The following is a 13,401-nucleotide window of genomic DNA, read 5'->3' on the forward strand; positions in this document are numbered from 1 at the left end:
CAGGCTGGTAAGGATCATCCAGCCGCGCCTGCGTGAAGTGATTGAACATAGTTCAATAGATCCTCAGCTCGTCCCTCGCTGACCAACTGCTCTGGTGTCCTGAAATTGAATGCGCTGATCGGTTCATTACGAAACCAGAACGCGGCATCCTGAAAATTACCATTTATGTCAGCCGCTGCTCCCATGACTCGCACCGCATCCCGTAAGTAAGTCTGCAGCTTCTCAGCCCCCTGGGCGCGGTTTACAGTAACGCGGTGGACATGCGCCCGCGAGGCCAGCGTCTGTACATCCATGCCCAGGGCAAGGCAGAACATCCTCGGGCTGATGATTGGGCTCTTGGTTTGCCGTGCCCGAGCTTTCAAGTCAGCGAGGAATTGATTGAAAGTGTCGGGAGCAACGTAATCGGACGGCTCGATGATTGCTTCAACGCTCATAGCCTATTTTCCCTGCAAAAATGCAGCGATGTTGCTACATAAATGCATCATATAACTTCAGCGCTTCGAAGTCCATCTCCGCAAGGTGATGTTTGGTCAACTGAACAGCTTAGGCACTCCTTTTACGTCCGCCTTGGCACCGGCAGGCTTGGATGACCCTCTGCTCGCTTTCACTTGGCCTGTCTGTTCGCTTTTATCCGCTGGCGCTTCGTTGTTTAAAGCCTTTTGGCGACCAGCCGAGGTCCCACCTCGCTTCTTCAGGCGTCGCTGGATAGGTGAGGATGTCCGTACATCTTTCTGCCCAGACACAGCCGATTTCTGCTGTTCTGTAGCACCTTGCGTCGTTTTATCAACCATGACAGTAGGGACTGGCTGATGGCTCGGCTGTGTCACTGGGGACTCATGCTCAGCTGTGGCCAGCATTGCCTCCCCCAGGCCAAGTTGAATATGGGTATCATTCGGTGCGTTATCGGCCTCTGGGCTCCAGTCACCCAGCTCAGCCGAAACATCACTATGGTTATCTGCGTCAGCCCCTAGCGTCAGCTGACTAATCTCTGAAAAGTCATTCGTGGGTTCGGCTTGCTCAGCGATCAGTTCAACATCCCCCCCGCTTGTTGTGGGCGAAATTTGGTCATTGGTCGCTATCTGTGCAACGTTCCCACCGGCCGCCTCAACAATCTCATTTAGTAACCAAGCTCCCTCTGATTTTCTTTTAAATCCTGCTGGAGTCTTAGTATGAATGGAATTACTCATCCCATCCTGCTCATAATGTGCAATATCCCCACCGACACCGGGGACATCCTCTAGCAGCCAAGCGCCAACTATAGCCTTTTCGTCGCCTGTTTCAGCTTTGGCTGAGGCCTGCTGATTCTGGGCATCATTGCCTTTCTGTCCAGCATTCCCACCGCAAGGGGTGGGCTGTCGCGTCTCTTCCTGTGCAGGTATTCCCACCTGCCGCATGGAGATCATCCATCGGCTTGGCACCGGCTATATCCTTTTTCTTCGCCTGTTTCAACCATTGCGGAGGCCTGCTGATTCTGGGCATCATTGCCTTTCTGTCCAGCATTCCCACCGCAAGGTATTGGCTGGCCCGTGCCTTCCTGTGTAGTGTTCTCACCTGCCGTATGAGAATCGTCCAGCCTGGGAATCATCTAGCAGCCAGGCGGAAGCCACGTCGGTATTCGTGAGTGATTCATGGCTGAATGTAGAGGTTTTGCTCGCTGCCCCTAAACTCTTCTGTGCAGCATTCCCACTGGTTTTCGTTGCATCACCCGTACCCGTAGGCACTGAAGCAAACAGGCTGACATCACATACGTCTGACGCTGGAATACCTTTAGGCTTAGTCATGCGCTCTTCCCGCTTACCACTGTCTTTTGTTGGCGCAACGCAGCGTTGCTACTGTGCTTGCCCTGGGGGCCGAGGACGGTTACCTCATAAGCGGTTTCTCGCGGGTATAGGCCTTGGTGTTCTACTGGCAGCTCCACCGCGATCATTCCCCTGAACTCGATTATGCCGGAACGTACCCGCCACAACGCTTGGTCAGATGGCAACGTCCAGGTCTTCGCCGCTTCGCTCCCCTCTGGCACTCCCTCGATTTCAGTGATGAGCCAGCCGCGATCGGCAAATGCTGCCAAAAGCACCTGTGTAAACTCCCCTGATTTACCTCGGGCTGGAAAGTCACCGCCAAAGGCCGCGGCAACGTCATCATCCAGCTTGGAAAGGGCTGTCTCCCGAACATGATGTTCGGAGAGGTAAAGCCGCTCACCAACGCGGAAGCCTGCCGCTTTGACACGCTTCGCTAAACCTTTCACCTGATAGGGTACTTGGGGAACCACTCGCAAGAACGTTTCGATCGCCAGCTCCTGGACATTCAGATTCTCAAGCACCTTGCGTTTCTCGCCTCGTGTAGCGAGGCCGTCTATCTCTCGCAGCTGCTGGAGGAGAGTGACTGCGCGGCGCACCCCCTTGCTACTGAGGCCAGGGAAAGCCACTAGCATGAGGTTGGGAGAATGCTCGTATTTTACTGCCAGCAACAGTATGGCTCGCTCATCCTCAGGCAGCTCCCGCCACGCGGGGAACTTTGCCAACAGACGCCCGCTCTGTTTATCGTGGTAGGACAGGCGGACCCACTGCCCGTCCCGTTTCGCATGCGAAACAGTCTTGCCAATATCATGTGCTGCCGCGGCAAGAGGGAGGAGGGGATCGGCACCTTCGTACTCGAAGGCCTCATCGATCACGCCTAGATGGTGCTCAAGCAGTGTCGTACTGTGGCCGTCACCGCAAAAAGCATCAGGGTGAGCCTGGAGGTAGCCGAGCAACTGGTTAATTAGCGGCATGTGATGTGCCGGAACGTTACCCGACAGCTGCGCTTTCACTGGCTTGAAGTTAATCGGATCAGGATAAGGCATGTACGTAATTGAGAGATCCATGCCCAGGAACTCACCGCGAGATTTAGCGCGCTGTCGACGTGTTATTAATCCCATTCCCACTATGAGCAGAACGATCACAGAGCCTGCAGCCATTCCCCCGGCTAACCATGGCCAGACAACACGCAACCTTGCTAGGACGACCTCAGTGGCCGCTGATGCCGCGTTCGCGGGGTTTATCTCTTCGTCACCCTCTAACCAAAAGCCAGCGCCAGCTAGCCACTCCTGCAGCGTTTCCGGCCCCATGAAGTAAAAAGCAGTAGCCGCGGCGAGACTGTAGAAGATAGTTAGAGCAATAACGGAACTTAGCAGGGTCGAGCGATACCCCATCAAACTCATGTCATACGCTCCAGGCGCTTGATACGCCGATATGTCGGCGGGAGTGTCGAGAAAAGCCCCAGTTCGACTCAAGACCCGAGGAGAGCTTACTGAGAAATCGGCAGCCTGCTATTGGTGAGGTCACACTGGCTGCATCACGGTCGGCACGATATTCCATGAGGCGTCCCAGGTGGCGATCCATGACTTTTAAAACCCCTAATGCAAAGGGAATCCCCAAGCTCGCCACAAAAAAGTAACAAGCCGCTCAACAGGCCAATCAGGGGAATGGGACGAAAAATTGTATAGATCAACCGCGCCAGCCAAAGCGCCACCCGCAAAATGCTGTGCTGCGCCCACCAGTATAGGCTCGCAGACGCATCGCCGCGGCGAAGGTGTGACCTCTCGTGCGCCAGCAGCCACTCCAGCTCATCAGGAGGCAGATTGAGGGCGCCCCGGGAAACGATTACAACGCCACCCGTAAGGCTCGGTATTGCATAGGCCTGAAGGGCAGGGGTCTCGTAAACCCAGACATGATCTGCAATCTCACGAGCCCCTGGGAATAGTCGGCCGATCCGGTAACTGGCTGGCGCCAGCCTAAGCCCTAGCCAGGCGAGGGCAGTCAGGCCCCCACCTGCGCGGAAGGTGGCCTTGGCCAGCCAAGTGACAGTCATCAGCTCGCCAGGGGGGCGCATCAACTCCAGGGGCAAGCCAATGAAGACCACGACCGGCAATACCACCATCACAGTAAAACCAAGCGCCCCAGCGAAACAGGCCGAAAAGGCAGACAGAAGCGCTAGCATAGGCCAAGCCTACCCTTTCCCCTCGGCCAGCATGCGGATGGCCTCCTGGGTGCTGTGGCCCTCCTCGGTGAGCTTCATCAGACGCGCCTGGTCCTTGGGATTGGTCGAATATAGGAAGTAGGAGTAAGGATCGACCACAAAGCGGAAAAGGCCACCCCCGCTCTCGTGCTTGACGAAGACCTCCGAATAGCCGGCACCGGGCTTCACACCGCGCAGCATATCGAACAGGATTCATCCTCACCGCCCAATTTACCGTTCTTTTGGGCGTAGTCCAGCGAGGGACCAGACTGCTTGAGTACGAATGTCCATGGCGCGTTGTCGAAGGCAGCCTGAGCGGCCGGCGACAGGTCGGTATCCTTAAAGCCCTGAGTAATGAAGCCGGCACTGCCGTAATACTTACGGATGCGCCGGAAGGCGGTTTCGATAAACTTCCCGCTTTTCGGGTCCGCGAGTAGATCCCATGCCTCATCGATCAGCATCATTTTCGGGATGTTGAGTGGGCGCAGATACATGTCCCGCGTCGTCCGAGCCATCAGGAGTGTCATGACCACATTCCGAAGCTCACGATCGACGTTTAGCTCTTCCAGCTCGAGTATGGTGAACTCATTGGAAAGATCCAGCTGGGGCTCACCGTTGAACCATGCGGCATGCCGACCTACGGCATACGGCTCCAACTGCAACGCAATACTCTTGGCCACCGGATCACTGTCTGCCCGGGACTCAAGCCACTGATAGACATGCTTGGTTTCCATGACCTCGCCATGTTTATCGCGCCTCAAGGATGCCTTTTTCGATCAACTGGTATTCGTAGTTGTCGGGCTCAGCTAGGGGGAACGCCATCTGAGATATGGCATCCTTCAGCACCGGGATCATTTCTGCGATCTCGCTGCCGCCTTCATCATCGTCGTAACGCTGCTTGCCTTTGATACCCCAGAATGGGTTAAGTGAGACCGGATGGTTAGGATCAAACCTCAGTTCCTGACCGCCCAGCAGTTCACACAGCTCCTTATAAGAGCCGCCCACGTCAATGATACGGACCACGCCATCACGACAGCGCATGTCGGTAACGAATTCGTTGGCAAGGAATGACTTACCCGCACCCGAGGTCGCGATCACCGAAAAATTGTATGAGGTGGCCGAATCAAAAATGTCGATACACGACATTTGACCGCGGCGAGAAACCAGCAACAGTCGGTTTGCGTAGAGGTAAGGGTTCCCCTGTGGGTCTTTGCGTACTACTGGCCCGTTACCGCCCCAATCGCCCTGGCAGATTGAGGCGCAAGCGCCGTTTAGGCTGGACACCATCTGTGCCCGCTGAAGGCCTGATGTAGGCTTGTCCATGCGTGGGTTGTAGCCCCATGGCAAAGACGACAACCAGATAGGCAGCGAGATATAGCGTTCACGCGAGGCTCTGAAGCCTGCTTTCCGCCACAACGAGGAAACATAGTCCGCGTCCGAAGCTGCTCGCTCAGGCTCGGTGATGATGTTGATCCCCGACCACATACGTACCGGGCAGTAGTTCGAGCGAGTATCGTTGAGCAGCTGCTGGGTATCTCTACGCCGCGTGAAGAGATGCGGCATCATCCCCTTATACCACTCGGAATCACTCATGCACTGCTTTGAGATCATGCCCATTCGCATGGTGATGTCATCACGAGCCTTTTCGGTGTTCGGCTTGTAGATGGTGGTATACATCCAGTAGGCCGGCGCGATCCGATCGGTCGCCGACTTCAACTCCCCAAGCATGTCACCGGTCATGTAGAGACGCAGGTAGTCCGGGTAGGTGTCGATGGTCAAAGGGACAACATCCACCTCCCTTTCATTGTCGCTAAACTGGACTGCACCCGAGGACTTCACTCGAATGCGTGTGCGCTTATCGAAAATGGAATCAATGAAGTGACCACTTTCCTCCTCCAGGCGTTGAAGCTCCCCTGGCACCATTTGTGGGTTGGCTATGCGGCGCAGCACACGTCGCGTACCCAATTCGTTCATCAGGGCAGGGGACAGGCCCATAGAGCTGAATGTCCCCATCACCGACTGCCGGAATTCGTCGCACATGTGCCGCCATGAACGAATCTCTTCAGCATGCTCTGGGTCACCGCCAAAGGTCATGGTGAAAAAGGCGAAGTAATGCACCTCCCGGGGATATAGACGCTCATTCGGTAGGAGGCTTTTGTTCCCGGCCGCGGCGTCAAGCATGTGCTTGCTACGGCGCTCTACCAGCTCTTGGAGCATAGGGTCTTTGCAGTAACGTAACCGCCGTGCCTGCCAGGTATTTATCCGGTCCTCAATGGCCGGCGAACTATGGGCGACGAACTGGATAACCGTGTCCGCTGGCGCTCGCGTAATCAGCGACTCGATTTGCTCCTCGATGTCCTTGCCAGCCACCATCAATGGCGCAAACTGGACGCCGAAGCCAAGCTGAGGATGTTTACCATCATCCCGGACACAGTAGTTATCTTCATAGTCGATGTAGGGGAGCAGGCTCGCGGGATCATCCCGCTCAGTCAGCGCCTCGGCTGCCTGGAGGGGGAGGGCGCGATCGCCATAATCGGGAGCGCCCTGCTGGATCATGCGGCGCACTTGGTGCCGCATACGAGTCATCGCGGTTATCTTCATATCAATTCTCCGGGACGATCTGCATTTGCGGCTGAATGCGATAAGGATTCACGCTGGCGTCTTGCCCTCTCGGCGCGATGTGTTGAACACCCGGAGAAGGTCCGATCATGCCTGCCCCAATGCCATCGTCACGCAGCTGGCCATAACTCCAGTCATCGGGCAGAGTCACATACAGGTACTCGCCCGATCGTAGAATGCCGTCATCACCGCGCCATGGCGCCACCCAGATACGCACCGGTTTACCTGGCTGGTAGACAGGCATATCGGTTAGGCCTCCCCCGCTATAGGGTCGCCATTGCTCGATCTTTTCTTCTTCAGCTTCTGAGCCATCCTTACGGCCCTCCATCACTGTTTCAGAGGAACCACTATTTGCCACCGCAGCTTCATAAACATCGCCGGTACCGACACACTCGCTTCCCAGCTCACAATCATGCTGGACAGTGGCACACCCACCGAGGAACAGCAGGGCGGTCAAGGGGATCATCAACTTTAAGCTCATCGTATTAGCCCTCGCTCGGCATCTTGTCGGCCAGCTCGTAGGCTTCCCACTCGAGCTTCTGGCCTTCCTGGATTACAACAGTGCCACGGCGCCCTGATGGAACCTCGATCACCGGGAACATGGATTCAGCCTCTTCGATGTAACGCCCTGCCAGTATCTCCATCGCGCGGCCTGCACCGCCGTACATGCCAACCTCGGCGACACTGTTCGGGCCGATGGTGTTGACACCGCCGCTGCCTGTGACAGCCGATTCAGCACCTTGAGCTGCTGTTGCAGCAATGCTGCTGGCGCCTTCTCCGAAGCCAGCAAGCATGGCCTTACCCAGCAGGGCGCCAGCACGTCGCTCAACTTTGCCGCGAAGCCCCAGACGGCCATCCGAGTCCACGATGTAGCCATTGATTGGAGACTCAAGCATCATTCCAGTCCGTGTATCGACACAGGAAATACGAGAGACGTTGATATGCGCTCGCTCGCTCGACAAATCACCGTAGCCACCGCCCATACCAAAGCAGTCAGCGAGGCGATACCGCGCACTGCCAGGTAGGAATGCATCGTTTTGAATGCGGAATAGCACCGGCTGAGGGTTGTTGCGGGTACGCTCGGCAGCGCCAAAGTCAGCGCCAGTCAACATTGCCACATCAGAGAACGACCCCATAGGGAGGAACCCAGCTTTAGGTGGCCCCAGATCCTCTTCTTCGTCATCCTGCTGAGCCGCTTCATTACGTAAGATGCGAGCGCTGGACTCACCACTTGAGCCATTGAGTACGATCGGGTCAGCCGGTCCTTCTTCCTTCTGGAGCTGTGGAAACTGTGAAGGAATGACGCCGCCCTGTGTCGACGATTGTTGCCTCGGGGGTAAACCGGCACGGCCAGAGTCACCATCTCGACGCGCTACCGGGGGCGGAGGTACCGCGCTAGCGTCGTCGCCTCGGGGGGGGCGAAGATAGTCAGACGGGGCACGGTTGGCGTCGGTGCTTCTGTTTGAAGATGTGCCAATGCGAACCTCACTGCTGCCATCATCTCCGCTAGAAATATCGGCTAGTCGTGTGCGCAGCGACTCCATGGTTTCCCGCGTTTGCTCGCGTTCGGATTCCATGCCAGCCTGCATTTCTTCGAGCTGCGCCTGAAGTCGTGCATCCCTCTGCTCTTGACTCTCGCGCTGGTCTGCCAATTCTTCATGAGCCTCCCTTAACTGTTGTTGAAGTCGGGAAATAGTGACTTCCTCCCCATGCCGTGTATCCGGCGTGGTGTCCATAAATTCCGGGGGAGGGGGCGCTTTATTGCTACTGTTGTCTCGTGCGCTAATAGCGTTACTTGCCACAAGCCAGATGACTAGGCAGGCGCCACCACCATATAGAAGCCACTTTCTTCCCTGCGCTCGCTCCAACAGGCTCTGAGAGACTACCTTGGACTTAGCTCGGGCCTTGGCCACCCTAGAAGGCTTGTCCTGGCCCGATTCATTCGGCTGCTGGTTGTTCTGATCTTCAGCCACGGTCAACCTCCACGACGATCATTCGGGGCTGATCGCGCTCACTTACCGTGTCCCCTTCCAAGGAAACAGCAACGACGCCATCGCGGTAGAAGTCACGAGGCTCGACTTCAAGGGAGGTATCAGAAGACAGCCGGTAAATATTCACGACATGGCCGGAACCACGGTACTGGGTTTCCGCTGTGAGCTTGAGCGTGCCGCCATTAGGCATTTCAAGTCGGGCACTAGGCGGGGCGCCAGCCGGCTCAAACCCGCTAGGGCGAGCCCCCTGGAAAGCGGACAGGATAGTGTCAGCAATCCAACGATCCTTGGGCCGGCTTTCCCTTGCGGGTCTGCGGATAGGTCCGGGGCGTTTCGATACCGGAACACCTGGGCATCGATGCCGCTTTCCGGCGCTAGCTTCACCGTGAAGGCCTCGCCGCTTCGCAGCTGGATGAAGATAGAGAACGGGTCGGCTTCGTCTGCAGGACGGATGAGGAGACCACGTTTGCCATCAGTCGGCACAGGGTTGTCACGCAACTCGGCCTCGGGGGGGATAACAATCGTAGAGTACGGCTCTGGGAATACCAGCCGGTTATAAGCATCGGTGGATACAACCACCTTCTGGACATCATCGCTGGCGCTGACAAAGGTGGCGACGGCAAGCGCCGCCACCATGACCAGCCCCTGCATCTTAGGCTTTTTCATTCGTCCTCCAAAGAGAAACCAGCGACATACGGAACGCCACCGCTGAAGGAATAGCGGACACGGTAAGCAATCGGTTCGTCTTCGATCTGTTCGGTGCCATGCCAAGCCCGCAAGCGCCCATAAACTCGCACTGTGCCGTCTAGGACTTGGGTCCCTTCAATGAACAAGGCCTGGGTACGCTCAGATTTCTCCAGGTCTGGAATCCGTGCTTGTAGATCATTGCCGACCTTGGCATAGAGGGCCGGCGTCATCCGGTTCTGGAACCGAGCGTATTGGCTTCTCACGTTCCTTGGGGTCCAAGAGCTGTGCAGCTGGGCATCCGCCATGGCTATCTCAGTGAGGTAGCTCGCATCGGTATAACCAGCGCTGGCGCCCACCTCGACCGGCCCATCCACGACGTGCAGGTTGTAGGGAACCAGCCGGGTTGGCATATTGGCGCTGAGCTGGACATAGCTCTGCAAGACATAGATCAGCAACCCAGTCAGGAGCAGGGTGCAGAACATCCAGCCCCTGGCAGCGACCCACTGATTTCGCAATGCATTGAGGTATTTCATCAGCGAATGTACTCCAATCGCATTGGCCTAGGTGCGTATTTGCCAAGCAGCGGGTCTAACTTGAGCCCCATCCGCCACAAGACATGCTGCACTTGTCCCCGCTTCTGGCCGGCACGCATCTTCTTAGCCATCATCATGAGAAAGATCCCCGCAAATAGGCCTGGGATAAAAAACCGCATGATGATGCCCACGCCGATCACCATGATGGCGACAACCACCTCGGTCATCTCCCAGGCGAAGATGGGGATAGGGGCATCAACATCCTGCGGTATCCGATAGGACTCGTTAGACATGACCCGCGACTCCTAACTCAGGTGCCTGAGAACCAGCTGAAGATTTCCTTGATCATGAAGGGGCCGACCGCAAAGGCACCGGCGATCCCTAGACCCAGGAACGCAGGGGCAGCAGATTGACGTCCAAGGCCCACCAGGCAACCGATGATCAGCGCCAGAATGGAAATGCCGATACCGAAGGGCCCATGCGCCAGCTCTTCAACCTTGTCAGCGAAGTCTTCAAAGTCTTCCTGTGCCCATGCTGGCATCGCCAGGAAAGCGGTAGTAGCAACCAACAGTGAGCGCTCTGCTGCTCGCTTCTTGTTCATGCGGAGGCATTCGACTAGATGAGCGAGCTTGCCCTGCTTGGTTGTGGCCTGGGTATCTACGGAAGTAGTCATTGGTACTGTTCTCCTAATGTCGCGAGGACTTCGTTTGCGTATTGCTGGCCTGCCGGACTATTCGGCGACCCAGCGTTGTAAGCGGCCAATGCCGCCTCCCACTCGCCGTAGCGCGTGATGTTGTCGTAGAGAATCCACGTCCCTACAGCGAAATTCGTACACTCATTTTCCAACAACTCACGCTCGGTAATTCCCCATTGCTGGAGGTAATTCCGGTTGGTTTCCTGGTCGAGCCACCATGTATTGACTTGCATAGCGCCTAGGTCGTAAGTGCCATTCTTGTTCGGACCTATGCGACCCACTAATTGCCCTCGGCTGCCGCTCTCTTGAAGACGCACTGCCGCGACAATCTCGATGGGTACTTGGTAGTAATCAGCGATTTCAGGGACACAATCAGGTAGGGCAATCATTGACCACCTCCTAGCGCTGTTCTTCAGCCACTGCCGCGGATTCCCCAGCGCCAGCTTCGTCGTTGGTTTCTTCTGGGGTGTTCTGCGCTTCAGGCTTGGCCACATCAAACGGCGTCATCATCCGCTCAGCGACCATGGCAGTGGGGCTGACACGATCCATCACCAGCCCGACCTCCAGACTTTCCTCGAAGCCGCCTTCTGCTCCTGGTTTGGGGATCTTTCGCAATAGGCCGGTAACTCGTCCCTCAACATGAAGGGCGGTGCCGGCCTCGTACTCGACAAGTCGATCGACAACGCGCCCAAAAGCAGCCATGGACACCACGCCGGTATGCTGAAAGGAGCGCCCCAGGTCCGGTCGGTCAGGGCCGATCTGCAGGTACGCTGTGGAGGGTGGTCCCTCCTTCTCGGGAGTTTTCACCCCCCTCAGCAAGCCAATCGCAATGAAACGATTGAAAAGATGTTTTTCGATGTTGCCCTCGATCATCGGGGCAGCCGGCTGGATGTTGTTGGCCACCAACTCGGCACTCAGGTGCTGCTCACCCGTGTGGTGTGCACGGCGCACAATGCCGCCAACATGGCCGAAAATTTCAATGTAAGAATCAACATCCAGCTTGGCTGCGCGATCAGATAGATGATTCGGAATTCGGACAATGATCTGATTTACAGATTGGATTAGGGCTTCTGTGCTTCGCTTGTTCTTACCAACCTTGAGCACCATCAGGCCAGAACGACCGCGCTCCTTTGGCGTCTCTTTTCGTAGAATCTGGGCGTGGGCGATAAAGACGTTCATTGGTCTGCCTCCAGGTAAAAAATCTCGGCGCGACGGTTTGCCGCCCGCGCTTCTTCAGTCGTGCCGTCAACCAACTTGGGATAGATGCCATGCCCTTCCGTCAGGAACCGGGCCTTTGGCCAAGCCAAATGGAGCTGTCCCGCGATCGCATCAGCGCGGCGCTGTGAGAGTGAAATGTTGTAGGACTCAGGGCCGATATGGTCGGTGTACCCAACAATGAGCACACGGCCAGCCAGGTCTTCTCCTTCCAGGAAGGAAGCCATTTCACGCTGAGAGGTAGGCGTCAGCGTTGTTGAGTCGAACTCGAAATGGAAGGGCGCCAGAGGCACAGACTCCATGGCGTCCTTGTAGTCATCCGGCATTGAGGCATGGCGCTGCTGCCAATAGGACTCGTCGTAAACGGTGCCGCCGTAAGCGTAGCGATCAAGCCCCTGGCCAGCCCCGTGGTACCAGTTGGTGGTACGGGTCGCGTTGACCCCTTGAAGCGTATAGGCAGGGATCACCACATGCCGACTGGTCATCGTGTTATACGAATCAGGTAGCGTTGACGTGCGTGCGTGCTCCAGAGCCGGAGGATGTGCTGCACAGCCAGCAAGAACAGCTGTCAGCGAGACAGCAAGCACAGGGTTTCGCAGTGTCATCAAAGGTTCTCCAGGTACTTGATTACCGCCTCGGCCCTCTCGGCAACGTCTCCCGACAGGCTCAATAGCTTCACTTCAGAACGAGACACAGCGACAAAGGCAGGGTACTCACGAAGACCTGCCCGACCAGCAAGCCTCGCTGCTCGCTCAATCGCCTCGACAGAGCTGGGATCGCTGATATGGTCGTCCGCAAACTCGTTCCACCGAACTTGGGGAACATGCAATTGGAGGTGCGCCAGCACATCGTCATAGTCCTTGAGGGGAACCCCGGTTTCGCCAGCCGTGAGAAAGGCTTTCCGAACGTCATTGGCAACCCCTGGAATAGAGCGAGATGCGTAAAAGGCGCGTTCACGCCATGCGCGTTCAAGGCCGGTATGGGAAGGCAGGGGGGCGTTGCGGTACTCCAGGCCCGCCGCTTCGACGGCTGCCTGAATAGAAGAGTGGTGTTTGTCCATGGCCTGGCAGTGCGGGCAATCGAAGCTGGCAAACTCAACCAGCGCCAGAGGCTGATCATTGCCGGCATGAGCGCCAGCAGCGAGCCCCAAGGTGGCCACGGTGACACCGAGAATTCTACGGATGGGGTGTAGCAGGCGGGTAGGGGAAATCATTGGTCGCTCTCCCCCGACTGATCACTAGATTCGTTACCTTGGTGGCTTTCTATCCAGGCGTCTTCGTGCAGCAAGCGCCACACGGTAAAGCGACAAGCATAGTCAGCTGATTCAAACGCCTCATGCACCGATTCCTGTTGCTTAGGAAAGGTTAGCTGCGTCAGTGAAGTTGCCACATTGCCAAACCAAAGAACGGGCTGACAGGTTCGCTCAATTCGAGCTTCTGAATCGGTCGCCAGGACAATCCATGCGACCCAAACTAATATGGCCACGCCAATAAGCGTGCTGCCTCGCATCGCCATCATCTCAATTCCGCCTCCCAGCGGTGCTCTCTCATAGGTGCCCTTAATGGGCCTCGCAGGTAGATAGGGCAGCCACTGACACTTAACCGGGGGAAGTAGAGATTTTTTTGCGCGAGTCGCTTTGTAGTGGTTCAATAAAGCCGGACACCAA

General features: G+C 56.5%; 20 protein-coding genes. All 20 read right to left on the reverse strand.

Annotation, left to right across the window (positions count from 1 at the left end; translation table 11 throughout):
* Window positions 1-14 precede the first annotated feature (14 nt).
* The gene (locus tag B4967_RS08630; protein ID WP_035557849.1) at window positions 15-434 is read right to left on the reverse strand and encodes a hypothetical protein; all 420 of its coding nucleotides are present in this window, start codon (window positions 432-434) and stop codon (window positions 15-17) included.
* Between the two features lie 96 nt (window positions 435-530).
* Complete coding sequence (locus tag B4967_RS08635) at window positions 531-1,418, reverse strand: hypothetical protein (protein WP_207953603.1); 888 nt, start codon at window positions 1,416-1,418, stop codon at window positions 531-533.
* A 359-nt stretch (window positions 1,419-1,777) separates the two neighbouring features.
* Complete coding sequence (locus B4967_RS08640; RefSeq protein ID WP_083024728.1) at window positions 1,778-3,199, reverse strand: hypothetical protein; 1,422 nt, start codon at window positions 3,197-3,199, stop codon at window positions 1,778-1,780.
* Between the two features lies 1 nt (window position 3,200).
* Window positions 3,201-3,380: a hypothetical protein gene (locus B4967_RS18145; protein WP_192859205.1), complete on the reverse strand. Its 180-nt coding sequence runs from the start codon at window positions 3,378-3,380 to the stop codon at window positions 3,201-3,203.
* The gene (locus B4967_RS21300; RefSeq protein ID WP_083024730.1) at window positions 3,334-3,978 is read right to left on the reverse strand and encodes a M48 family metalloprotease; all 645 of its coding nucleotides are present in this window, start codon (window positions 3,976-3,978) and stop codon (window positions 3,334-3,336) included. Before B4967_RS21300 ends, B4967_RS18145 begins: the two co-directional genes overlap by 47 nt.
* Before the next feature lie 9 nt (window positions 3,979-3,987).
* Window positions 3,988-4,197, reverse strand: coding sequence for a hypothetical protein (locus B4967_RS08650; protein ID WP_083024732.1), 210 nt, complete (start codon window positions 4,195-4,197; stop codon window positions 3,988-3,990).
* On the reverse strand, window positions 4,182-4,730 hold the full coding sequence (locus B4967_RS08655; RefSeq protein WP_083024734.1) for a TraG/VirB4 family ATPase: 549 nt from the start codon (window positions 4,728-4,730) through the stop codon (window positions 4,182-4,184). The genes B4967_RS08650 and B4967_RS08655 overlap by 16 nt, the downstream gene beginning before the upstream one ends.
* Before the next feature lie 13 nt (window positions 4,731-4,743).
* Window positions 4,744-6,597, reverse strand: a complete 1,854-nt coding sequence (locus tag B4967_RS08660; RefSeq protein ID WP_083024736.1) for a TraC family protein — start codon at window positions 6,595-6,597, stop codon at window positions 4,744-4,746.
* 1 nt (window position 6,598) lies between these two features.
* A complete protein-coding gene (locus B4967_RS08665; RefSeq protein ID WP_035557838.1) occupies window positions 6,599-7,096 on the reverse strand; it encodes a TraV family lipoprotein in 498 nt (165 codons plus the stop codon).
* A gap of 4 nt (window positions 7,097-7,100) precedes the next feature.
* Complete coding sequence (locus B4967_RS08670; RefSeq protein WP_083024738.1) at window positions 7,101-8,588, reverse strand: TraB/TrbI/VirB10 family type IV secretion system protein; 1,488 nt, start codon at window positions 8,586-8,588, stop codon at window positions 7,101-7,103.
* The gene (locus tag B4967_RS21495; RefSeq protein WP_479694224.1) at window positions 8,581-8,733 is read right to left on the reverse strand and encodes a hypothetical protein; all 153 of its coding nucleotides are present in this window, start codon (window positions 8,731-8,733) and stop codon (window positions 8,581-8,583) included. Before B4967_RS21495 ends, B4967_RS08670 begins: the two co-directional genes overlap by 8 nt.
* On the reverse strand, window positions 8,730-9,272 hold the full coding sequence (locus tag B4967_RS21500; protein ID WP_479694225.1) for a hypothetical protein: 543 nt from the start codon (window positions 9,270-9,272) through the stop codon (window positions 8,730-8,732). Before B4967_RS21500 ends, B4967_RS21495 begins: the two co-directional genes overlap by 4 nt.
* Window positions 9,269-9,826, reverse strand: coding sequence for a TraE/TraK family type IV conjugative transfer system protein (locus tag B4967_RS08680; RefSeq protein ID WP_035557829.1), 558 nt, complete (start codon window positions 9,824-9,826; stop codon window positions 9,269-9,271). The genes B4967_RS21500 and B4967_RS08680 overlap by 4 nt, the downstream gene beginning before the upstream one ends.
* Entirely contained in the window at window positions 9,826-10,119 is a 294-nt protein-coding gene (gene traL, locus B4967_RS08685; RefSeq protein WP_008958346.1) for a type IV conjugative transfer system protein TraL, read from the reverse strand. Before traL ends, B4967_RS08680 begins: the two co-directional genes overlap by 1 nt.
* A 17-nt stretch (window positions 10,120-10,136) precedes the next feature.
* Window positions 10,137-10,499: a TrbC/VirB2 family protein gene (locus B4967_RS08690; protein WP_035557825.1), complete on the reverse strand. Its 363-nt coding sequence runs from the start codon at window positions 10,497-10,499 to the stop codon at window positions 10,137-10,139.
* A complete protein-coding gene (locus tag B4967_RS08695; protein WP_161491495.1) occupies window positions 10,496-10,909 on the reverse strand; it encodes a lytic transglycosylase domain-containing protein in 414 nt (137 codons plus the stop codon). Before B4967_RS08695 ends, B4967_RS08690 begins: the two co-directional genes overlap by 4 nt.
* Window positions 10,910-10,919: 10 nt before the next feature.
* Window positions 10,920-11,699, reverse strand: a complete 780-nt coding sequence (locus B4967_RS08700; protein ID WP_035557823.1) for a hypothetical protein — start codon at window positions 11,697-11,699, stop codon at window positions 10,920-10,922.
* Entirely contained in the window at window positions 11,696-12,340 is a 645-nt protein-coding gene (locus B4967_RS08705; protein ID WP_083024744.1) for an OmpA family protein, read from the reverse strand. Before B4967_RS08705 ends, B4967_RS08700 begins: the two co-directional genes overlap by 4 nt.
* Window positions 12,340-12,948: a thioredoxin domain-containing protein gene (locus tag B4967_RS08710; protein WP_083024745.1), complete on the reverse strand. Its 609-nt coding sequence runs from the start codon at window positions 12,946-12,948 to the stop codon at window positions 12,340-12,342. Before B4967_RS08710 ends, B4967_RS08705 begins: the two co-directional genes overlap by 1 nt.
* A partial coding sequence (locus B4967_RS08715) for a hypothetical protein (protein ID WP_207953604.1) occupies window positions 12,945-13,401 on the reverse strand: 457 nt, incomplete at its 5' end. The genes B4967_RS08710 and B4967_RS08715, both read right to left, overlap by 4 nt.

It is taken from the genome of Vreelandella lionensis (assembly GCF_002087295.1).
In the GTDB taxonomy this organism is placed as follows: Bacteria; Pseudomonadota; Gammaproteobacteria; order Pseudomonadales; family Halomonadaceae; genus Vreelandella; species Vreelandella lionensis.

Coding starts and splice junctions, on each gene's coding strand:
- B4967_RS08630 (WP_035557849.1), bottom strand. CDS start 434: ATGAGCGTTGAAGCAATCATCGAGCCGTCCGATTACGTTGCTCCCGAC.
- B4967_RS08640 (WP_083024728.1), bottom strand. CDS start 3,199: ATGAGTTTGATGGGGTATCGCTCGACCCTGCTAAGTTCCGTTATTGCT.
- B4967_RS18145 (WP_192859205.1), bottom strand. CDS start 3,380: ATGGATCGCCACCTGGGACGCCTCATGGAATATCGTGCCGACCGTGAT.
- B4967_RS21300 (WP_083024730.1), bottom strand. CDS start 3,978: ATGCTAGCGCTTCTGTCTGCCTTTTCGGCCTGTTTCGCTGGGGCGCTT.
- B4967_RS08650 (WP_083024732.1), bottom strand. CDS start 4,197: ATGCTGCGCGGTGTGAAGCCCGGTGCCGGCTATTCGGAGGTCTTCGTC.
- B4967_RS08655 (WP_083024734.1), bottom strand. CDS start 4,730: ATGGAAACCAAGCATGTCTATCAGTGGCTTGAGTCCCGGGCAGACAGT.
- B4967_RS08660 (WP_083024736.1), bottom strand. CDS start 6,597: ATGAAGATAACCGCGATGACTCGTATGCGGCACCAAGTGCGCCGCATG.
- B4967_RS08665 (WP_035557838.1), bottom strand. CDS start 7,096: ATGAGCTTAAAGTTGATGATCCCCTTGACCGCCCTGCTGTTCCTCGGT.
- B4967_RS21500 (WP_479694225.1), bottom strand. CDS start 9,272: ATGAAAAAGCCTAAGATGCAGGGGCTGGTCATGGTGGCGGCGCTTGCC.
- B4967_RS08680 (WP_035557829.1), bottom strand. CDS start 9,826: ATGAAATACCTCAATGCATTGCGAAATCAGTGGGTCGCTGCCAGGGGC.
- traL (WP_008958346.1), bottom strand. CDS start 10,119: ATGTCTAACGAGTCCTATCGGATACCGCAGGATGTTGATGCCCCTATC.
- B4967_RS08690 (WP_035557825.1), bottom strand. CDS start 10,499: ATGACTACTTCCGTAGATACCCAGGCCACAACCAAGCAGGGCAAGCTC.
- B4967_RS08695 (WP_161491495.1), bottom strand. CDS start 10,909: ATGATTGCCCTACCTGATTGTGTCCCTGAAATCGCTGATTACTACCAA.
- B4967_RS08700 (WP_035557823.1), bottom strand. CDS start 11,699: ATGAACGTCTTTATCGCCCACGCCCAGATTCTACGAAAAGAGACGCCA.
- B4967_RS08705 (WP_083024744.1), bottom strand. CDS start 12,340: ATGACACTGCGAAACCCTGTGCTTGCTGTCTCGCTGACAGCTGTTCTT.
- B4967_RS08710 (WP_083024745.1), bottom strand. CDS start 12,948: ATGATTTCCCCTACCCGCCTGCTACACCCCATCCGTAGAATTCTCGGT.